The sequence below is a fragment of the Enterococcus sp. DIV0008 genome, from assembly GCF_050542615.1.
GTDB classification, from domain to species: Bacteria; Bacillota; Bacilli; order Lactobacillales; family Enterococcaceae; genus Enterococcus_D; species Enterococcus_D innesii.
Genome location: NZ_CP172937.1, coordinates 1,568,853 through 1,590,024, shown reverse-complemented (window position 1 = coordinate 1,590,024; position 21,172 = coordinate 1,568,853). Strand labels below are relative to the sequence as shown.

General features: G+C 42.8%; 17 protein-coding genes and 1 pseudogene. 9 read left to right on the top strand and 9 right to left on the bottom strand.

The window, feature by feature from the left end; genetic code table 11:
- Positions 1 to 3 precede the first annotated feature (3 nt).
- From addA to lepB, 3 genes are all read right to left on the bottom strand, one after another.
- Positions 4 to 3,681 carry a helicase-exonuclease AddAB subunit AddA gene (gene addA, locus IGI84_RS07595; protein ID WP_200124409.1) on the bottom strand — a complete coding sequence of 1,226 codons (3,678 nt, stop codon included), beginning with the start codon at positions 3,679 to 3,681 and terminating at the stop codon, positions 4 to 6.
- Positions 3,674 to 7,291 carry a PD-(D/E)XK nuclease family protein gene (locus IGI84_RS07590; protein ID WP_220427164.1) on the bottom strand — a complete coding sequence of 1,206 codons (3,618 nt, stop codon included), beginning with the start codon at positions 7,289 to 7,291 and terminating at the stop codon, positions 3,674 to 3,676. The genes addA and IGI84_RS07590 overlap by 8 nt, the downstream gene beginning before the upstream one ends.
- 127 nt (positions 7,292 to 7,418) lie before the next feature.
- Complete coding sequence (gene lepB, locus IGI84_RS07585) at positions 7,419 to 7,967, bottom strand: signal peptidase I (protein WP_077453443.1); 549 nt, start codon at positions 7,965 to 7,967, stop codon at positions 7,419 to 7,421.
- 215 nt (positions 7,968 to 8,182) lie between these two features.
- On the opposite strand from lepB, the gene IGI84_RS07580 reads away from it, so the two are divergent.
- Entirely contained in the window at positions 8,183 to 9,634 is a 1,452-nt protein-coding gene (locus IGI84_RS07580) for an NAD-dependent succinate-semialdehyde dehydrogenase (RefSeq protein ID WP_081118708.1), read from the top strand.
- Between the two features lie 113 nt (positions 9,635 to 9,747).
- Positions 9,748 to 10,344, top strand: a complete 597-nt coding sequence (locus IGI84_RS07575) for a nitroreductase family protein (RefSeq protein WP_081118709.1) — start codon at positions 9,748 to 9,750, stop codon at positions 10,342 to 10,344.
- Positions 10,345 to 10,407: 63 nt separating this feature from the next.
- On the opposite strand, the gene IGI84_RS07570 is transcribed toward IGI84_RS07575, so the two are convergent.
- On the bottom strand, positions 10,408 to 10,902 hold the full coding sequence (locus IGI84_RS07570; protein WP_077453446.1) for a hypothetical protein: 495 nt from the start codon (positions 10,900 to 10,902) through the stop codon (positions 10,408 to 10,410).
- A gap of 137 nt (positions 10,903 to 11,039) precedes the next feature.
- Between IGI84_RS07570 and IGI84_RS07565 the strand changes: the two genes are divergently transcribed.
- Together IGI84_RS07565 and IGI84_RS07560 are read left to right on the top strand one after the other, a co-directional pair.
- A complete protein-coding gene (locus IGI84_RS07565; protein WP_077453447.1) occupies positions 11,040 to 11,567 on the top strand; it encodes an HdeD family acid-resistance protein in 528 nt (175 codons plus the stop codon).
- 120 nt (positions 11,568 to 11,687) lie between these two features.
- The gene (locus IGI84_RS07560) at positions 11,688 to 12,131 is read left to right on the top strand and encodes a hypothetical protein (RefSeq protein WP_077453448.1); all 444 of its coding nucleotides are present in this window, start codon (positions 11,688 to 11,690) and stop codon (positions 12,129 to 12,131) included.
- A 32-nt stretch (positions 12,132 to 12,163) separates the two neighbouring features.
- On the opposite strand, the gene IGI84_RS07555 is transcribed toward IGI84_RS07560, so the two are convergent.
- Positions 12,164 to 14,098, bottom strand: coding sequence for a heavy metal translocating P-type ATPase (locus tag IGI84_RS07555; protein WP_081118710.1), 1,935 nt, complete (start codon positions 14,096 to 14,098; stop codon positions 12,164 to 12,166).
- A 184-nt stretch (positions 14,099 to 14,282) separates the two neighbouring features.
- Here IGI84_RS07555 and rsxC point away from each other — a divergent pair.
- The 3 genes and pseudogenes from rsxC to IGI84_RS07540 all read left to right on the top strand — a co-directional run bounded on the left by rsxC (position 14,283) and on the right by IGI84_RS07540 (position 17,260).
- Positions 14,283 to 15,601, top strand: a pseudogene (gene rsxC, locus IGI84_RS07550) (electron transport complex subunit RsxC).
- The gene (locus IGI84_RS07545) at positions 15,594 to 16,664 is read left to right on the top strand and encodes an RnfABCDGE type electron transport complex subunit D (RefSeq protein WP_081118712.1); all 1,071 of its coding nucleotides are present in this window, start codon (positions 15,594 to 15,596) and stop codon (positions 16,662 to 16,664) included. The pseudogene rsxC and the gene IGI84_RS07545 overlap by 8 nt, the downstream one beginning before the upstream one ends.
- A gap of 23 nt (positions 16,665 to 16,687) precedes the next feature.
- A complete protein-coding gene (locus IGI84_RS07540; RefSeq protein WP_081118713.1) occupies positions 16,688 to 17,260 on the top strand; it encodes a hypothetical protein in 573 nt (190 codons plus the stop codon).
- A gap of 36 nt (positions 17,261 to 17,296) precedes the next feature.
- Here the strand turns inward: IGI84_RS07540 and IGI84_RS07535 are convergent, their stop codons facing one another.
- Entirely contained in the window at positions 17,297 to 17,494 is a 198-nt protein-coding gene (locus IGI84_RS07535; protein WP_005236143.1) for a hypothetical protein, read from the bottom strand.
- A gap of 135 nt (positions 17,495 to 17,629) precedes the next feature.
- Here IGI84_RS07535 and IGI84_RS07530 point away from each other — a divergent pair, with 135 nt between their 5' ends.
- Entirely contained in the window at positions 17,630 to 17,902 is a 273-nt protein-coding gene (locus IGI84_RS07530) for a hypothetical protein (protein WP_005226206.1), read from the top strand.
- 89 nt (positions 17,903 to 17,991) lie between these two features.
- On the opposite strand, the gene IGI84_RS07525 is transcribed toward IGI84_RS07530, so the two are convergent.
- From IGI84_RS07525 to IGI84_RS07515, 3 genes are all read right to left on the bottom strand, one after another.
- Positions 17,992 to 18,363, bottom strand: a complete 372-nt coding sequence (locus tag IGI84_RS07525) for a hypothetical protein (RefSeq protein ID WP_077453452.1) — start codon at positions 18,361 to 18,363, stop codon at positions 17,992 to 17,994.
- 168 nt (positions 18,364 to 18,531) lie between these two features.
- The gene (locus IGI84_RS07520) at positions 18,532 to 19,077 is read right to left on the bottom strand and encodes an ECF transporter S component (RefSeq protein ID WP_096742655.1); all 546 of its coding nucleotides are present in this window, start codon (positions 19,075 to 19,077) and stop codon (positions 18,532 to 18,534) included.
- Complete coding sequence (locus IGI84_RS07515) at positions 19,061 to 19,480, bottom strand: DUF4430 domain-containing protein (protein WP_086292435.1); 420 nt, start codon at positions 19,478 to 19,480, stop codon at positions 19,061 to 19,063. Before IGI84_RS07515 ends, IGI84_RS07520 begins: the two co-directional genes overlap by 17 nt.
- Positions 19,481 to 19,645: 165 nt before the next feature.
- Here IGI84_RS07515 and IGI84_RS07510 point away from each other — a divergent pair, with 165 nt between their 5' ends.
- On the top strand, positions 19,646 to 21,046 hold the full coding sequence (locus tag IGI84_RS07510) for a C69 family dipeptidase (RefSeq protein WP_086292436.1): 1,401 nt from the start codon (positions 19,646 to 19,648) through the stop codon (positions 21,044 to 21,046).
- Positions 21,047 to 21,172: the final 126 nt, after the last annotated feature.

Here is a 21,172-nt window from a genome sequence, read left to right as displayed (position 1 = left end):
CAGTTAGAATGACACGATCATCTTAGGTTTTAACAGCACTAAATAGGTCTGTTTCACTGGTTTGTTCAACGCTTTCTCCAATGCTTGGCAATAGAGTTTCAATTGACCATAGTATCGTTCGCGCATTTTCTTTTCAATCTGAGCCTGACTACCGAAAACATCATCTGTTTTAAAGTCATACAAAATGATTTCATCCGCCAATTCAATATAGCCATCGATAATTCCGTGGATCAAAAGCGGCGCATCTGGTTCGTCAAACTCTTCAAAGATCGTATCAGCCTCTTTTAGCATCGAAAACGGTTGTTCCCGCTTCACCAAATCAGAGGATCGGTTCAGCAATTCACCTAGTTCAGTTTGATAAAACCACAAAATGCTCGATCGGTCAATTTTTTTGGCGATTTCTTCAGAAAAAAATTGCTTTTTCACGAGTTCAGCAATCAGGAGCTCCAAAGTATCTTGATTTGGCGTCATTCCTAATGGGATCATTTGCAAAACCGTATGGGTTGCTGTCCCGATACTGCTAGCGAGAGGCTTCGTTTCTTGCAGAAATTTTGGTTTCGCCAATTCATCCTGTACGTAGCGATATTGCTGAGGATTCGTCTTCTCGGAAACCGACCGCCATTCCAACAAAGTGGTCTGTTGATCATCAGGATCGTTATAGAGTCTTTTCAATTCTGATACAGATTGATAACTAGTCGTTTGGGTCGCTTTTTGATAAGGATAGCGATAGGCTAGGCGTTTCAAAAGATCATCGATATTGCTATCTGGCGCAAGCAATCGTTTAGGCTCCTCGACTGGCGCAAGGGTCTCTTGGACTTGTTGCGTGATCGTTTCTTGATTCCACCATGACAGACGAAAATGAGCAGGATGATCGATCGTCCGCTTGCGCTCTGACGCTTCAGAGAATACTGCTTCCATATCTGGATGGCGCATCAGGGTCCGTCCGACCCAATCCATCAAACTCCCCCGGGCAACAAGGCGCAATGCAGGGTCAAGAACCATTTCGGCTTGCGTCAAGCCAGATTGCCACGTCTTAAAGGCATCCGCTTGATTTTTATAGGAGCCCACTAAGAAAAGCTTCTGCTCTGCTCGAGTCAATGCTACGTACAATTTTCGCATTTCTTCTGATAAGGCTTTTTTCAAACGAACTTGCTTGATGGCTTGAAACGGCAGTGTCTCAAATTTAAGATTTTCTGCGGGTTCCACATATTGGATTCCAGCCCCGAGCTGTTCTTCAAAGATATAGCGTTTTTGAAAATCTTGGTAGTTAAAGAATTTTGTTGTATCCAATAAGAACACAACAGGGAATTCCAAGCCTTTACTTGCATGAACGGTCATCACTCGAACGGCATCTTCTTCAGGAGTAGCCACAGGCTCCGCCAAATCCTTGTTTTTTTCTTGCATTTTTTCGATGAAGCGAATGAATTGGTACAAACCACGGAAACTGCTCTTTTCGTATTTTTCGGCTCTGTGGATCAATGCCACTAAATTTGCATAACGCTGCTGTCCTGCAGGAAGTCCCACAACATAATCCAAGTAAGCAGTATCTTCATAGATTTGCCAAAGCAAGGTCGGGATCGGCAGTCTGCGTGCTTCTTCTCGCCATTGATTTAGTTTAGCTAAAAACCCATCCACCGTTTGCCACAAGTTTGACGCTTCATGTTGACCATGATAATCCAATACTGCATCGTAGTAGTCGCCGGAACGATTGGCTAAACGGATTTCAGCTAATTGATCTTCTGTTAAGCCGACGATTGGCGAGCGCAAGACAGCCACAAGCGGGATGTCTTGGTACGGATTGTCAATGATTTGCAGCAAAGATACGACGGTTTGGATCTCCGTTGCCTGAAAATAGTTTTGAGCATCATTGACCGCCATCGGAATTCCAAACTGCTTAAAGACATCTAGGATAACAAGATTGTTTTTACGTGTGGGGGTCAACAAGACGATATCATTGTAAGTGATTGGTCGATTTGTTTTGGCTTTTTTGTCATAGATCATGAATTTTGATTCAATCAACTCTCGAATCTTCAATGCAGTAATCTGCATCTCACCTTCTGTTTTGTCATCAATCAATTGTTCTTCAGATTCATGCTCTTTTTCATATAACAAGAGCTCTGTGGCAAAGGCATCGCTTTCTGGAAAATGAGGAAAACCGGTAATCAAGGTTGCCGCCTCATCGTAAGGGATTTGGCCAACCCGTTCATCCATCAGCTGTTGAAATACTAGATTCGTAAAATCCAATACGTCGGAGCGAGAACGGAAATTTTCTGCTAAGACGATTCTCCGCCCACCATTCTCCGTTTCAAATGCCAAGTATTTTTCGATAAACAGCGTCGGATCTGCTAGTCGAAACGAATAGATCGACTGCTTCACATCCCCCACCATAAACATGTTGCCAGGGTTATGATCAACTTGTCTCACCCAATATAAAATTGCCTCTTGCAGCCGATTGACGTCTTGGTATTCATCGACTAAAACTTCTTCAAAGCGATCACGATAATAGACCGACGCCTCACTTCCACTGCCGTCACCTTGTAAAATCTGCAAGGTGAAATGTTCCAAATCATTAAAGTCTAAACGGCCTTTTGAAAGCTTTCTTTCTTGAAATGCTTTCATAAACGCTTCGGTCATGGCCGCCATTTTCTCAACGACAGGTGCTGATCGATGAAGCAGTTCCATCATTTCAGCCGGCGGGTATGGAAAGGCCACTTTCAATTGCTCGACCAATTTTTTCGCATCATCTCGCAAAGGCTTGATTTCTTGGGAGAGTTCCTTTTGTTCTGGTTTGCGAAAAGCTGGGTAGCGACCAAAACGCAACACTTGGATCTGCTCATAGAAGCCATCAACATCGTCTGCATCAAGCAGAGCCTTTAAGGTTTCCACCATTCCCAATTCGGTATCGATCAATAGTGCTGCTTTTTCCATCGCTTCATCAGAACGAGCATAGTCTTGCGCCGCCTGCAGCAAATGCGCCGCTGTCTTCAAATTTTCTTGCAAAGTCGGTTTGATTTGCGATTGGTACAGGATATTTTCAGCAAAGGTTTCTTTACCGATATAGTGATCACTTAGATGAGCTAGCCAGTTGACTGGATCCGGATTTGCTCGGGCAAAGTCATAAAGAGACAGGATCAGATCCCCGACGCCTTCATCAGAACGATCACTAGAAAAATTTTCTGTCAAACGAAAGAAGGCTTCATCATTGGCTTCATATTGTTGATCTCTCAGCTGTGTCCAGATTTCTTCTTTCATCAATAAAATTTCGGTTTCATCGGTCATCATGCGGAAATTTGGATCTAAATCGATCAAATAATAAAAACGCCGAATCACCGTTAAACAAAACGCATGCAAAGTAGAAATGTTAGCTGTCGGCAATAGCTGCAGCTGACGGACGAAGTGCTGGCGTTTTTGCTCATCACTTTCTTGGTTGATGGCTTGTTGCAATGCCGCTTGAATCCGTTCTTTCATTTCTCGAGCAGCTGCTTCGGTAAAGGTCACGATCAGTAAAGAATCGATCGTCGTTCCTGCTTTTAACTTTTCGATCACTCGCCGAACCAAAACGGTTGTTTTTCCTGAACCCGCTGAAGCGGAAACGAGGATATTATCCCCTTTATCAAAAATGGCTTGCCATTGGGTATCCGTAAAGGTTTCATTTTGCGGTTTTAAAGGGATCTTACTCATCTTCTTCCTCCCTTAAGCGATGGATAATCTCATCTTTAGATAAGTTTTCTAAACGGTGGTACTCATTTTCTTTCAACAATACATCAAAATCACAGATGCTGCGAAACGGACAAAACTCACACGCCCGTTTTTTGTCTTTTAATTTATAAGACGGGTTTAAGGCGATTTCACCGCTTAATAGCTTCTCACCGCTTTGTTGCATGTTTTTACGATTGTGTTTTCTTAACAGCTCAAGCTCTTCTTCTGTATAAAACTTGTTTTTCGCCTGCGTCGTTTTTTGATAATCGCCGTTTTTGTCTTTTCGAACAGGAAATATCGGTGAATTTTTGCTAGCTTCAACTTCCTCATCGAGTAATGGGAAAACAGCCGGTTCGTCAATAAACAACCCATCATACTTGAAACGTTTTAAACGTTCTTCTTCACTGGCTTCTTGTCCGTCCAAAAGCGGATTATGCACATGCAGATAATATGCCCCCGCTGGTCGCACATTTGGCGAACCAACCAGTTGGACAGCATCCGTCAATGCGACATCGAGATAGGTGATCAACTGCATCGCAAGTCCGTAGTAGGCTTCAGAAAGGTCAAAATCTCGGCTGCTAGATTTATAGTCAACAACAGAAAGCCATTGTTCTTCTTCCGTTTTCGCCGTGTCGACTCGATCGATTTTCCCCCGTACATGTAGTTTCCCACCAGAGCTTAAAGGCAATTCGATCCCGTTAATCCCATTTGAGCCAGCGATCTGGCCGAACAGTACCTCCGTCTTTTCCGGACTAAAATGCATTTTTTGACCTTGTTTCGCTAAAGCCCACGCTACTCGCTGAATCGTCTTACCTAATTGATACCGAATAAAATTCATCCGTGCAGAACTTGTCAGCAAACGGTAACGGCTTTCGCCAAAAATCTCCTGCAAAACGACTTCCACAAATTGCACGCGTTGGTCAGCAGTTAACTGGGTCAAGGAAATATTTTCAGCAATCAGGACTTTGACAAAGCGGTCCAACGCATCATGGAAAAACTCACCGGTCATTGCTGGATTTAAGCCATAAACTTCCCGTTCTTTTAACCGTAATCCGTAGCTGACGAAATACTTGTATTCACACTGATAGAACGTCTCCATCTGAGAAATGGAGCTGTAGATCGACGGCCCATATAGTGCCGCAGCTTGTGCTTGAGACAAAGGAATCGGAATATTCTGATGAGTTTGGCTTTCAAATACTTGGGCAGCTAAATCTGTCCATTCCGAACGCAGCAGTGCTTGTTTCAGCTGCTCCCAGACTCGAGGCAAGGTCTCTTTGTTTTTTTGCGCTTGCTGACTGAGGTTATTGATTTGGTAAATCAGGCCACGGTAACTGCCGACATAGTCTCTCGGGTCACTGACTAGCGTCAAGATCCCCCGCTCTTGCAGTGGTACATCCAAATGTTTGATCACGCGGTCTAAATAAGGCGACATTTTGATGTTTTGCTGGGTATCAAAATTAACGGCATAGGACAGTGATAAGTGTTCCGTTGCTGAAAGCAAGACCGAATAAAAGGCAAATGGCTCTTTGACACTGCCTTCCACCACTGTATCCCTAAGGTATTTTTCACCGTTGAACAACTGATTGAAATGCTGACGTTCTTCATTCGTCAACAATGTTTTGTTCTCTATTTTTCTTGGCAACGCCGTTTCATTCAATCCCGGTGCAAATGTGATCTTCGCTTGTTTTGGACGAGCCAAATCAAGGCGGTTGACGTTAACCTGGTCGATCGCTGTTGGGATCTTCCCGAATGTGACATTTTCTAAGCCAGTCAATAAAACATCTTCAAAGAGCGCAAAATCAAAGGGCTCTTCTCCATAGATCGTGGCATATTCATCTAGCAAATCCATTAAAGCTTGCCATGCTTGTTCATGGTTGCGAGCTTGATCCAATTTTCCTTGTTGGATTGCCTGGTCTCGCCAATGCCGTAGTTGTTGCTCGACACCGGCATTCAGTAAAAAGCGATACAGCAGTTCTACGGCATCTCGATTTGTTCTAGCAGCCGTCAGCCAGTCAAGAGTATCAGCAACATCTTGCTTAAAGGCCCTACGCAACTGGTTGGTATACGCCGTCAAATCCACTTTGTCCACTGCTTCTTCTTCCAATTGTAAATACTCGATCAGTTCCCAATCTTCGTTTCTTGTCCAACTCGCTCCTTGAAAGTCATGGGCTAATGCTTTATTTTCAGTAATATCCACTAACTTACGAAACTGGTCACGCCCAACGAGCCAATCTGCTTCGGAGCGATAGGCTGCCGGTAAATAAAGTTCCGTTCTTAATAATCGCAAAATATCATTTAAGCGGAAACCATAGGATTGACAAGAAAAAAAAGCATTCAAAAACTCAACCAATGGATGTTGTGCCATCATCTGCTCTTCATCGATATAAAAAGGAATCTCAAACTCAGTAAAAATTTTAGGAATATACTGATGATAGACTTCTGGTTCGGCGATCAATAATTGGATATCACGATACCGTAATGTTGGGTACCGTTTCTTATCACTCATCATCCCGCGGATCGACGCTGCGATTTGACGGATCTCTTCTTCAGGATTCCCAACTTTCCAGACTGCCAGAAAGTCTTTGACGGAGGTCTGCTGATGATAATTGGCTTGTGATTGGGTCTGCCGCCAAAAAGTTTCTACTTCCTTGTATGCCTGCGGGATCGATCCCTCGTCTTCTTTGTCCACCTCTTGGTTGACGGAAAGTTTCTGATCTAAGTAAATGTTCACTTGATTGTCACGAGCAAAACTGATCAACTGATAATAGGTCCGTCCTGCTTCATAAAATAAATTCAATGGCGTGGGCATCTCTTGTGGGTACCCGCGATCCAAAATAAGATCAATCACTACATGACTTCTCTTCATCAGTACTTGTATCAACTGTTGCTCTTGGGTTGAAAAAGCGGAGAAACCGCTGATAATAAATAAGGCGTGGGAAAGATCTGGCGCTTTGTTCAAAGACAAAGCAGTTGGTATCGTTTGATCCACCCGGGAGTCTCCCAGCAAGGAACCTTCCAGAAAGCGTGTCAATAAGGTGAGCGGTTGTTCGACTAGCAAAGCACGCTCTAGAAGTTCTTGTTCAAATCGTTGAAAAATTATCGCCAATTCACTGTATTTCTTCTCTTCATCTTGGGTTGCACTGGGGGCAGCACCACCAGCTAATAAATCTTCGATCCCCAATCGACTTGTATGCATTTCTTGATAAAAAGCCAACAATTGTTGGATAAAACCCGCTTTATTAATTTCGCCGCGATACAAGACAAGTTCTTCTTCTAAATCCAAAAGCAGCTTGCGCATGATCATGGAGGCACCATTTTCAGTGATGGCATTTTGCGAAAGCAATCCTGTTTGCTGCAAATAAAACCAAGCCAAACGGTGAAAACTATACACTTGGGCCCGAATGGAAGCGAAATCCCCTGATTGATCATTTTTAAGTAATTGAAGGATCTCACGCTCTCGTTCAAATTTATTGTAGTTAGGAACGAGGAAAAACACTTCTTGATGGTCTTTTTCTAACCAGCTTTTTGCCTGCTCTATCACAGCTTGATCATGACGACAACGGCCATCACCAAGGATAAATCGTAAACTCATGAAAGGACTCCTTCTCTACATAGTTTTAAAAAAATCCCCAAAAAACAATGAGCAGCTTTTCTTCGAAAGCGACGTTTTTGTCTAGTGGTCATTTTCAGAAACACGTTACAAAATCGGTAATACTCGTTCAATCTTTTCCTAACATGCCAAAATCGGCAATGGGCCAAAAAACAAATTTTACATCCCCCAAAATCGTTGATTCATCGATCAAGCCTAATTGACGGCTATCTTTAGAGATTCGGCGATTATCACCTAAAACCAATACTTGGCCTTCAGGAATGACTTCCACACCAAATAGACTCATGTCAAAGTCACTGGTCAAGGGAAAGCCATCGGTGACAGCCGCTTTGAATTCATCCAAATAGGGTTCATCATACGCTTGTCCATTAATGTAAAGGGTATCGTTTTGATAAGCAACCCGATCCCCCGGCAAACCGATCACTCGTTTGATATAATTTTTCCCCTCTTCATCCGGCGCTTCGAATGTAATGATATCAAAACGCTCGATTTCCGTGTTCTTTAAAGCAATCACTCGCTCACCATCATGTAAGGTTGGATCCATCGAATCTCCTTTTACAATAACGGGGGTAAAGACATATTGTCTTAATAACAAAAGGAATAAGGCGAAGATCACGACAAATCCCACTGTTTTTAAAAGCTCTTTTATCTGTTGCACGTGTCCTTCACTCCTTGAATGTTTTTACTATTTTTTTAAAAGAATCGAACAAACATTCTTATTTTCTATTCTACCATAAAATGATAGAAGCAGAACATCTCCTCTCTGGTTCTTTATGAAAATTTGGGGAATCATTAGACTTGCATATGAATTGTCATCTATTCTGATCCGTGCTACGGTTGAAATAGCACCCATTGATGAAAGGAAGTGCCAAAATGAACCCACAGTTACCACAAGTGCCCACGAAGTTATTGATTGACGGAAAATGGCTTGAAGGAACAAAAGAGTCGGTTTCAGTTACCAATCCTGCCACGAATGAAGAACTGGTAAAAGTCAGCCAAGGAGGGATCGAAGAAACGAAGCAAGCGATCAATGCCGCCGCGAAAGCCTTCACAGACTGGTCAAAACGTTCGCCTCGAGAACGAGCCGATTTGATGAACAAGATTGCAGATTTAATGGAGCAAGAAAGCGACCGACTGGCAAAGATTATGAGTATGGAACAAGGAAAACCATTAAAGGAAGCGGAGGCAGAAATCCAATCCAACGTGGATAATTTCCGTTGGAATGCTGCTGAAGCACAACGAGTCTATGGTGAAGTGATTCCAGCTCCTGCACACAATCATTGGCTGGTACGCAAAGAAGCCATCGGCGTTGTTGGTGCGATCACACCTTGGAACTTTCCGTCCAATATGATTGCTAGAAAAATTGCGCCTGCTATGGCAGTTGGCTGTACCCTGGTTATGAAACCATCAAAAGAAACCCCACTATCCGCACTAGCTCTAGGCGAGCTTTTTCAACAAGCAGGACTTCCTGACGGGGTCGTCAATATCGTCTTAGGAGATTCTTCTGAAATCGGGAAAGAATTGACCGAAAATGAACAAGTCAAAAAAATCACCTTTACCGGCTCCACGAAAGTTGGGATGAAATTATATGAACAAGCTGCACCAACTCTGAAAAAAGTTTCATTGGAGTTAGGCGGCCATGCCCCGTTTCTCGTTTTTGCCGATGCTGATTTAGATTTAGCTGCTGAAAAATTAGTTACAGCTAAATTCCGCAACAACGGTCAAGTTTGTACGTCACCAAATCGTATTTTTGTCGAAGAATCCGTCAAAGACGCTTTTACTAAAAAACTATTAGCGAAAATGGAAACCGTAACGGTCGGTAATGGTCTTGATAACCCCACCGTTGGTCCTTTGATCAATCAAGCTGGCGTTGAAAAAGTTATCGAACAGCTGGAAGATGCGGTAAACAAAGGGGCTGAAGTCTTATGTGGCGGTACAAAACTTACTGAAGGCGAATATGAGAAAGGCAATTTCTTTGCACCGACAGTCATTGATGGCATCACTCCTGACATGACTATTTACTATGAAGAAACCTTTGGACCCGTGATTCCATTGATCTCATTTACCGATCGACAAGCAGTCATCGCTGCGGCAAATGATACGGAATTTGGACTAGCCTCCTACTTCTTTTCAACGAATCTGCAAACAATCTCGGATGTAGCCCAAAACCTCCAATATGGGATGGTTGGAGTCAATGACATCGCGATCTCAAACCCGGCGGCTCCATTCGGCGGCGTCAAGCATTCTGGCTTTGGTCGTGAAAATGGCAAATATGGTCCCGAAGAATATGTGACTGTCAAATTTATCGCCATTGATGCCCAGTAAAAAAAAAGTCAGGCGCGTTTGCCTGACTTTTTTTCTTACAAAGCATTTTGTTTTACTAACATTAAGTAAGAATGTATACTTCACTCTATGACAATAGAAAAGGTGGGAATACGATGACAAAATTTCTTGATACGATCAAACAACGCCGTTCAATCTATGGGTTAGGTAAAAATGTTGCTCTTTCCGACACAGAAATCGAAGACATTGTGAAAGAAGCAGTGAAAAATAGTCCAACTGCGTTTAACGCACAATCGCCAAGAGCTGTAATTTTATTTGGCGAAGCCCACGAAAAACTGTGGACATTAACAGAGGCTGCGTTAGAACCATTGACACCACCCGAGGCTTTTGAAGCGACAAAACAAAAACTTGCTGGCTTTAAAGCAGGTTACGGAACCGTTTTATTCTTTATTCACACAGATACCGTTAAAAACTTGCAGGACCAATTTGCCCTTTATGCAGAAAACTTCCCGGTTTGGGCGGAACAATCGAATGGGATCGCTCAAGCGAACGCTTGGACCGCTTTAGAAGAAGCTGGATTAGGTGCCAACTTACAGCATTACAACCCTGTCATCGATGACGCTGTTGCAGCTGAATGGTCAATTCCTGAAAATTGGCAATTGCGGGCGCAACTAGTCTTTGGTTCAAAAGAAAGCGAACCGAACGAAAAAGAATTTCTAAGTGATGATGAGCGCTTCCGCGTGTTCCATTAATCCAACGCGCGACCTAAAAAAGACCCTTGATTACGGCCACATACGGCAGCAATCAAGGGTCTTTTAGTCGTTGGTTCCTTGATCATGGTCGACCAGAATATCGATCGGCGTTCCTTCATTCAAGTGCTCCGACAAAAAAACCACTAATTCAGCTAACGGCTGTTTGAATTTCATTAATGGTCCCCGCATCCCTTTTCGAAAATAGTTCATCTTAATAGGCTGCCCTTCCTTTTCTTGAAATAAAACGACCCGATCGATCTCTTGGTACAGTACCCCTTTAATACTCATTGGATGGACAATAATTCGATCAAGGGCTAACCCGCGGCTGTCTAGCACAAAGCTTAAAAAGACAAAACCTGAAACGATTCCTCGCACCTGATTATCCAATTGGTCATCCATCATCAACATGGACCCGATGATCATTACTGAAAAGATCGTAATAGCGATTTTGCTTAGTTTGCGCTCAACAGCAAGAAAGTGAATCTCTTTGCGTACCACCAATAAATAGAGGTACAAAACAATCGTAAAGGCACACATCATTAGCGTTAACCCACTCATAATACTCTCCGTTCTGTTTTCTTTTCCCTATTTTACCAAAAAATGATCTGTTACAAAAGGCTTAGCCTATTTCCTAGGTTTTTTGATATCTATTTTCACCAGAATTCGGTACAATAAGAAAAAAAGGAGGAATTATCATGAATGCATTTTTTGATAAATTACAACGCTATGACTTGCTTCGTGCCGTCGTATATATCGTCTTCGGCTTCATTATCTTGATCGCACCACGATCTGTCTTTAACACGATCGTTTATCTTGTTGCCGGATACATCGCATGTCTAGGGATCATCAGCTTGTATACGAGCTACAAAGAAAAACAAAAGGGCTATTACAATGTGCAATCGGTCTCTGGTATCTTACTATTGATCGCTGCAGCTGCGATTTTAGTTTTTGCTAAAGGGTTACTTGCTATCGTACCATTTTTCTTGGGAATCATGATCACCATCAGCGGGTGCACCCGCTTAATGGCAAGCTTTAACCAAAAACGCATTGGCTTACCTTACATCACGAGCTTAATCATCAGTCTCTTGATTATTGCTGCTGGACTCGTTCTTGTATTAAATCCATTTGCGACTTGGCTCCTGTTCTTCCAAATTTTTGGTGGTATCTTGATTTTCATGGGGGCATCCGACGCTGTTAACCATTTTCAACGAAAAAGAGCTTAATAAATGAGAATGTTTTAAAATTTCCTTTGAATCTAACATCTACATGTAGACTTTTCCCGCTATTCCTTTTAAAATAGGAGATATCAAACAGTCAGTCCATTGAGAGGCGGGAGGTGCGACATGAAGAAAATCAAGCAAGAAGCAAAACATCCAAATGATGTGCCGGTAATTTTTTTGACCGATGCAACTGGCAAAGTCGTACGAAAAATCTCGATCAATGAGTGGCGTGCGTTAAAAGCGAATCCAGACCAAATCGAAGAACTTGATATCAAATTGTATCGTGAAGCGATCAGTTTCTATCTTCAAGAAGACTATGCGAAAGCAAAAGATCTCTTGCATTTCTTGATCAATAAAACGGACTATAGTCATTACGAATATGTTGAGCGGTTAGCAAATATCTATCGCATCGAAAATCGTCCTGCTAAAGAAAAAGTCCTATTGCTGACTGCTTATCATGCAATCAAACCGTTAGAATCCTCTGAAGGAATTCTAAGAAGGATCGAAAATCGATTACAAAAAATCGATGCCTTTGATTTTCCAACTTCGACACAATTCAGTCATTAAAAAAAGCAGCTATCTTTCGATAGCCGCTTTTTTTATGCTTCTGGCAGTTTACGCAAAAGGCGCAACCCGTTGAACAATACAATCAATGTACTGCCTTCATGGGCAAATACCCCCAAACCAATGTTCATCATGCCGAATAGATTCAAGCCGACTAATAACGCGACGATAAACATGGAGAAGAAAATATTTTGCCAAATGATCCGATCCATCTTCTTCGCTAAGCGATAGGCATATGCAAAACGTGAAAGGTCATTCTTCATGATCACTGCGTCTCCTACTTCAATCGCAACATCTGACCCTTCCCCCATCGCAAAGCCGATGTCTGCTTGAACGAGTGCAGGAGCATCATTGATACCATCACCCACCATGGCGGTTTGTCCGTATGCTTCTTGGAGTGCTCGTACCGCTTCCGCTTTGTTCTCAGGCAAAACATTGGCAGCCACTTGGTCAACCTTTAAGCGCTGACCGATTGCTTCACCAGCAGAGGCACTGTCTCCGGTGATCATAACAGTATGGATACCTTCATTTTTCAAATAATGAATCACAGAAGCTGCCTGTTCGTTCGGCTCATCCATCAATGCGATGATCGCCGTAACCTCTTCGTTGATGGAAAACACGACCATTGTTTTTCCTTGCACTTCCAATTGACGGTACTGTTGCTCCATCAAACCTGTAAACTGGGTGTTTTCGGTTCTTTTTCCTAATCGATAGGTTTTTGTTCCTGCGACGGCACCTAACCCGGAACCAATCTCGTTTGTGACAGTCAACTGTTCGATTTCTCGTATTTTCTCTGTTTTCTCGAAATAAGTAACGATCGCATCTGCTAATGGGTGGTTGGCTTGCTTTTCCATCGAAACGATGACTGCTGCTGCCTCTGCTCGATCGATCGTATCAGCGAAAACGGCTTCCGTGACTGTAGGTTTTCCGACAGTCAATGTTCCCGTTTTGTCAAAAGCCACCGCTTTGATCTGAGCAAAATTAGTCAAGTAATTGCTCCCTTTAAAAAGAATCCCTTTTTTTGCTAAATTTGAGATCGCCGACAAACTAGCAGGGACAGCGCTTGCCGCTAAAGCACAAGGAGAAGCGGCAATCATCATTACGATCCCACGATAAAAACTTGTATACCAATCCCAACCAAATAGAAACGGTGCAGTCAAAATGAACAAAGGGACTGCGATGAAAACAACTGTTACATAGATTGGTTCGATTTTTTTGATTCGTGTTTCGGTCGGTGATTGATTTGATTGCGCCGCTTCCACCACTGAAAGAATTTTTGCGAAGACTGTTTCAGAGCTGTCTTTCGTGACTTCCATCAAAAATGTGCCGTTTCCATTAATCGTACTCCCATAGACTTCGTCTCCTGTAGTCTTTTCTCGAGGAATACTTTCCCCATTGATCGAGGCTTCATTGATGGCACTCGTTCCAGAAAGAATTACGCCATCTGTTGCTAACTGATCACCAGGCAGCACTTGCAAAATATCTCCTTTTTTTATCTCTGAAGCGGCAATTTTTTTGGTTTTTCCATCTGGACCCATCAAACGGGCTTCCGTGGGATTCAGTTTGAGAAGATTGGTGATTTCTCTTCGACTTTGTCCCTCGGCGTATTCTTCTAAGAAGTGAGCGCCTGCAAAAATCAAAATCAACAAAGCGGCTTCATTAAAATTTCCTATGACCATGGAACCAATCGCTGCCAACAACATCAAAAGATGTACATTCGGTGTGAAGCGCCGATTGGCTCTGGTACTTTTTATGGTATCTTCGATCCCTTCCCAAGAAATGTGATAGCCCGCTAATAAAACCGCTGCAAAATAAAAACCATCTTTTACCCATTGGTTCGGAACAAAAAGTGCCAGTATAAAGAGCAGTAAGCCTGCAAAATAAACGTTACGCGGAAGAGTCCCATGATCGTGAGTATGAGAATGTCCCTCCGTTTTTGTGTGATTATGTTGACAAGTATGTTCAGCCATCATCAAAACCTCCTCTAGTCCATCTAACATATGAACAATCAATCATATTTATACACTTATTATATATGAATAAACAATCATATGTCAACCGAAAGAAGTTTTTCTTGTGAAATGTAAGCGTTTTGGGTTTTGTGATTCTTTACGGCATGCTAGAATAAACTTAGGAGAGAAAGGAGTGTTGGTTATGAGAACATTTACTGGCGGTATTTCACTAAGTCCCCCATTAAAAATGTTAAAAGAAAAATTAATGATCGAACAAGATGAAATTCTTACCTTTTCACCCACGATGGTTTTTATCCCTTTAGCACAACATATCGGTGCCCCGGTGGAACCGATCGTTTCCGTTGGCGATTATGTCAAACAAGGGGAAGTGATCGCTGAGACTGATGCGTTTGTATCTGCCAAAATTCATGCATCTGTTTCGGGTAAAATCGTCGACATGGTCGATTGGCCGAATCAAAACAATGAAGAAGGAAAAACCATCATCATTGAAAACGATTATGCTTACCAAAATGATTTTTTGTCTGTCCCCTTCGACTGGCAATCTGCTGCTAACGAAACCATCCTCAACAAAATCCGTCAAGGCGGCATCGCCGGCAAAGGCGGTGCAACGTTTCCCACCCATGTCAAATTCAGTATTGATGAAACAAAAAAAATCCATACTTTGATCTTAAATGGATCTGAATGTGAACCGTTCCTACGCAGTGATGCTTTCTTAATGCAAAAAGAAGCCAAAAAAATCATTCACGGCGCAAAGATCGTCCAAAAATTATAATAGGCATCGAAGATGACAAACCAAGAGCCATTTCAGCCATGCAAGCCGCAAGTGCAGAGGATGACACGATAGAAGTCGTTACTGTCCCAACTGTTTATCCAACCGGTGGTGAAAAGCAGTTAGTAGAGTTATTGACCGATCAAGAGGTGCCATTAGGTGGTTTGACTGCCGATATTGGCATCGTCTTGATCAATGTTGCCACCAGCTTTGCCATCGCCGAAGCGGTCTGTTATGACAAACCGTTGATTGAACGCTATACAACCGTTACCGGCGATGTTCAAAATCCCTGCATCGTCAAAAATCCGTTAGGAACACTCGCAGGAGAATTGATCGACTTTGCCGGCGGCTTTCAAGGCGCCCCCAGCAAATTGATTCTTGGTGGACCAATGATGGGAAAATCCGTCAAAACCTTGAAAGTTCCGGTCACCAAAGGCAGCAACGGCATCGTTGTTTTTAATGAAGAAACCGATTGGCTCTATGCCGAAAACCCCTGCATTCGTTGCAATAAATGTGTCGAAGCTTGTCCGATGCGCCTGATGCCGATGGAGATCGATCAGTTTTATCGAGCGGGGGATTATCAAAAATGTGAAGAACTGTTGGCAGAAGCATGTATCAATTGTGGTGCCTGTACCTTCGTCTGCCCAGCCAAACGTTCCTTAGCTGCCAATATCACTGCCGCAAAAGGCAAAGTTGCCCAGCTGCAAAAGGAGGCGAAGGAAAGTGCCTGATTACTACAAGGATTCTGATAGTGAGCGCCTCTTTCAACAGCGGAAAAGTCAAGAAACGCCCCCCAGCCCCCATATTCGTAGCAATGACGAGACCATTAAGATCATGGGGTGTGTGGTACTAGCCCTATTACCAGCAGTTTTATTCTCTGGCTATCTTTTTGGGCTCAAGGTATACGGTTTGTTTTTCATTGCGCTAGCTACGGCGTTTGCTGCCGACGGTCTTTGGTCCTATCTTGTCAAACGGCCGTTTCGCTTCGATTTAAGCATCGTCGTGACGGCCTTGCTTTTAACGATGAATCTTCCACCGACCGCACCTTGGTATTTCCCAGTGATCGGGGTGGCGTTTGCCGTAATCATCGTCAAAGAATTTTTTGGCGGAATCGGTTATAATTTCCTAAATCCAGCCCTCGGCGGTCGAGCCCTGTTGATTGGCTTGTTTTATAACCAAATGTTTCTAATCAGTTGGCCTGATCCACCATTCGGTAGCATCGCACCAGATGTCGTTTCGCAGGCTACAGCGAACGATGTTGTTTCCGGTGCTACACCGTTAGCTGTCATGAAGGCCGGGGACACCTTAAGCGGTTCTGAACTAGTGGATGCCTTTTTAGGATTTACCGGGGGGCGAATCGGTGAAACCAGTGCCTTACTTTTACTGTTGGGTGGAATTTTTCTGGTTTACAAGAAAATCATCTCCCCTCGTATCCCATTGATTATCTTTGCGACGATCGGGCTCTTTGCTTTTATCCTTGGTCCAGAAGGACTTTTTACTGGCAGTTGGCAAACGATCATCGGTCATATCATCAGTGGTGGTGCCATGTTGGGTGCCATCTATATGGCGACTGATTATTCTTCGACCCCAGGAACAAAAGCAGGAGAAAATCTTTTTGCCTTAGGCGTTGGCCTCCTCGTTGTGCTCTTCCGTTTCTTTGGTTTTACGAATGAAGGCATGAGCTATGCCATCTTGATCATGAATTGTTTCACCCCACTTATTGATCGCTTCTTACGCCTTCGCATATTAGGGGAAGAAAAAAAGACCCCGTTCAACCTTAAAATTATGAGCTAAATCGCAAAAAAGGAGGGTTCCTTATGATGATCGCCAATCGGCTAGTGGTCTTTCTAGTCATTCTACTCACAAATTACGCCTGTCAAAATTTGGCGCCGACCGTCAAAGAGAAAAAACCGAACGTGACGACACGGGTGGTTTTCCTCTCAGGGATCATTGCGGTCGCTTACTTGTTCAGTGGGTTAAGCTTTTATCTTTTACTTCAAAATCGTTTCGTCTATGGCAATCAAGTGGTCACCAACTTGGTAAGTGCTGCTATCATCGCCTTGATCGCGGCGGGCTTGTGTTTACTGATCGTTCCTGCAAAAAAGCATTTCTTGACGACTGATCTAAAAAAAACGATCCTAGTCAGTGTGCTCTTGCTGACGGTCGCCACTGTGACCCAATTTCCCTATACCGATTATTTAACCAATTTATTTGTTGCTGTAGGCATGTATTTCCTCTTTTCTTGTGCTTTGTCAGGGGTTCATACACGGAATCAAATTGCCGCAATTCCGCCAATTCTAAAAGGTCTCCCACTGGATATCGTAACACTTTTTCTATTTTATCTGAGCTTTTCCTTTCTCAACGGTGTCTTCTTCAACTATTTATTCTAAACAAAAAGCAAGTCCCGCCTTGGCAGCGGAACTTGCTTATTTTTTGCGGAATAACTCTCTGAAGGAACCGATCAAAAAACCAGTTGAAAAAGCATTTTGTGCTTTTTGTTCTTTTTCAGCAGCGATTTTTTGTCGGGTTCGCAGCCCTTTATTGGCATTTTTGGACTTCTTCCCTTCACGGAGTTCTTTCGAAGCCTTTTGAAACTCATTTGAGAAACGATTATACCCAACCATTCCTTTTGCCCCCTTTCTTTTTACATGGTACTTAATAACGAGGATTTACTATAGGAATTGCCTTTCTGATGCAAATCAGGTAACATAACAGACAGAAAGATGATTTACCCTAGGTTTGTCAGAAAGGAAGATTCCATGAACGAAACCCACACTGGATTGTTAGTCAATAGCCGTGTTTTTCAAGAAACGCCAATGATGCTGACAGGTATCCAACTTTTAGAAGACCACAAAATCGTAAATTGTATTATTAAGGATCGCTACTTAGCCAGCTATGTCTTACGCCTTCCATTAAATAAATACCAATTAGAAGTCGAAGGGAAATGGAACAAGCGGGAACAGTTAGTGATCAAGCATATGAAAATCAAGAATATCGATGAGTTTATTAAAATCGTCGGTACGCCAGAATAAGAGGACTCACGAAAAGCAAGTGCAGGCAACTGCCCTTGCTTTTTTTCTGAAAAAAATCCAGCTGATTTTCCTCACTATTCCTCCGAAGTCTATCGCGACATTCTGGTAAACCGATCGATCAAGGCTTTTTGCTCCTCTTTGATACCGATCGCCAACGGTTTGATCATTAATTTGACAGTGGTCGAAGGTGTCTGAATCTGGACTTTTTTATTTACCACACCGCCTAGTTGTAATTTTGTGATCTCATGGATCATAATTGTCTGCATCCCTTTTTCATGAAATTGCAGATCTAACTGAATCAAGTGGATTTTTTCTTCGTCAACCACCACGATAAAATACTTTGGGGTTGGCAGGGCAATCACTTTGGCTTCCTCGGCATAACCAGCCAGTTTTCCATGGAACTTCGCGCGGTAGCTTTCTAAATCATCTTTTTTCACGATCCATTTCATCAAAAGCCACATCCTTCCTTAGATACCTTAAGGATACCTGCAGAAACCGCTTTTGCACAACAATATGCCTGCTTGTTTCCTCACATAGCCCCTTTTATCTCATTTGATCGTCAAAGACTTTTCCTCTAGTCATGGACGTTTTTGCCTGACACTAGCAAACGCAACAAAAAAGCGAAGCGCTTAGTGCCCTTCGCTTTTTTTCTTTGGATAGTAGTGTTGGAAAAGCCGTAGAAAGATCGGTGCTAGTAACAAATAAAAAATGCCATTGCCTACTGCGTGCAGGGCATCAAAGCTCAATCCTTGAAAATAGTAAGCCCAAAAACTAGGAAACCCGTAAAGTTTGACACTGATCCAAGATATCACAAAGCCATAAGCAAACCCTGCAAACACACTGTAGCTGACTTGTAAAAGCAACCGTTTCATAAACAGCTTGCTTTTTGACAACAGATACATCCCCAAAATAATGATTGCATAACTAACTAATTGAGCGATCGTCCATATTCCCATTCCCATGTAAAAATTTGTAATCAGCATCGAGAGCAGACAAACGATCAATCCACGACGAAGACCTAAATGGATGGTTACTAATAAAAAGATCACCGTCATTGGTTGAACATTGGGTAAGGGTTGAAAAAGTGTCCTGCCGACGACGGCCGCTGCCACAAGCAGCCCTAAATAAGCAATTTCTTTTCCAGCAAATGAAAGTAGTTTATTCGAATTTTTCATAGGTGAAAACCACTTTATCGTTGTTTCCTAAAAAGGTATCATCCGCCCCAGTTGTAATCATTTCATCATTGATTGTATACGTCCAATAATAGCCAGCTTTTTCATCTTGCGCTAAACCGTCGATGCTGGTGATCATCCCTTGATTTTCTTCCAAGTCAAAGTTGTCTTTCATGATGGTCATCAAAGAAACCCCTTCTTTAAAAGTGACCGTTTTGGTATCAATCTCCCGGTCTTGCTCTTCACTTTTATTATTGAAGCTGATTTGGGCAGTGCGCTCTTCGGCATTTTGTTGAACTGACGAAGAGTCACTGGAGGAGTTTCCCGCATCCATCGATGGTTTGGCACAGCCGGCAAAAACCAGACTAAGTAAAAAAATATAACTAAAGATAACTGTTTTCTTCATAATAATGGCTCCTTTGATTATTTTTACAACACCTTATTGTACTAAAAATAAATAAAAAAGGCGAAATATTTTTGTTCCTCTCTATAGAAAGCATTGTAAAACCATGAGACTATGGGTATACTAGCTTCAATCATTCGTAAGAAGAAATGAAGGAGTGTTGGAAAGATGGATAGAAAAAAAGCGTCCTGTACCACTTTACTAGTAGGAAAAAAAGCATCGATCGACGGCTCGACCATGATTGCCCGTAATGAAGATTCTGGAAGCGGTTCGGAACCGCAAAAATTCGTCGTTATCACTCCAGAACAGCAAGGAAATGAATTTTACGCCGTTTTAAGCGGCTGTCGAATTCGTTTACCTAAGGATCCCTTACGTTATACTTCGACACCTGAAGCAGATGAATCCCAAGGAGTCTGGGCAGCTTCAGGAATCAATGAAGAAAATATCGCCATGACTGCGACAGAAACGATCACAACCAATTCACGCGTTTTGGCTATTGATCCATATGTGGAAGATGGTATCGGGGAAGCTGATTTCGTCAGCATCGTACTGCCTTACATCCATTCCGCTAAAGAAGGTGTTTTGCGCTTAGGGGAACTCTTAGAAACCTATGGTACCTATGAAGCCAACGGGATCGCGTTTTCTGATGCCGAGGAAATTTGGTATATGGAAACCATCGGTGGACATCACTGGGCAGCTGTTCGCCTACCCGATGATGCCTATGTCGTGGCACCCAATCGCTTAAACATTGATCACTTCGATTTCGCCTCAGAAATGACGTTGTGTTCGCAGGATCTCGAACAGTTGATTGAAGACTATCAATTAAATCCTGATTTTGAAGGTATCAATCTACGCCATATTTTTGGCAGCTCATCAGAAAAAGATACCCGTTACAATAACCCGCGGGCATGGTACATTCAAAAACACTTTAGCGGAACAGCTGCTGAACCGATCAATCAAGAGCTCCCGTTTGTATGCTACCCAAAACAAAAGCTATCCGTGGAAGATGTAAAATGGGCATTGAGCTCCCACTTCCAAAATACGCCTTTTGACCCTTACGGTACAGGAACCGAGACACAAAAAACACAATTCCGATCGATTGCTCTCAATCGCAACCAGCAAGTCCACATTTTGCAGATCCGCAACCACGTGCCTGCAGCAATCGCTGGCATTCATTGGCTCGCCTTTGGTCCCAATACCTTCAACGGCGTTGTGCCATTTTATGCAGCTATCACTAAGACCCCACTTGGCTATTGCGATACGACAAAGACCTACGATCCAACAAATAGCTATTGGTTAGGACGCACCTTGGCGTTGATTGGGGACAGCGACTACGATCGCTATAGTGATCTTGCCAACCGTTTTGAAATGGAAACGATGGCGGCTTGTCGCCGCATCCAACAAGAAACTGATTGTAAAGCTTCCGCTGAAAAGGAGCCTACTCGTCTGCTTGAAGAAGCCAACGCTGAGATGGCTGAACTGTATTTAAAAAATGCAACAACGTTACTAGGAAAAATGGTGGAGTCTGGCAGTAATAAAATGGCCTTGCGTTTTTCTTTAGCCGATTAGTCAATCGCTGAAAATAAAAGGATTAACAAAAACTTTACATGGAATTGCAGCAATCTAAACATTGCTCTCCTATACTAAAGATACCAATTCGTTTTCTTTTTCCTTGCTGGTACAAATCAAGCAATT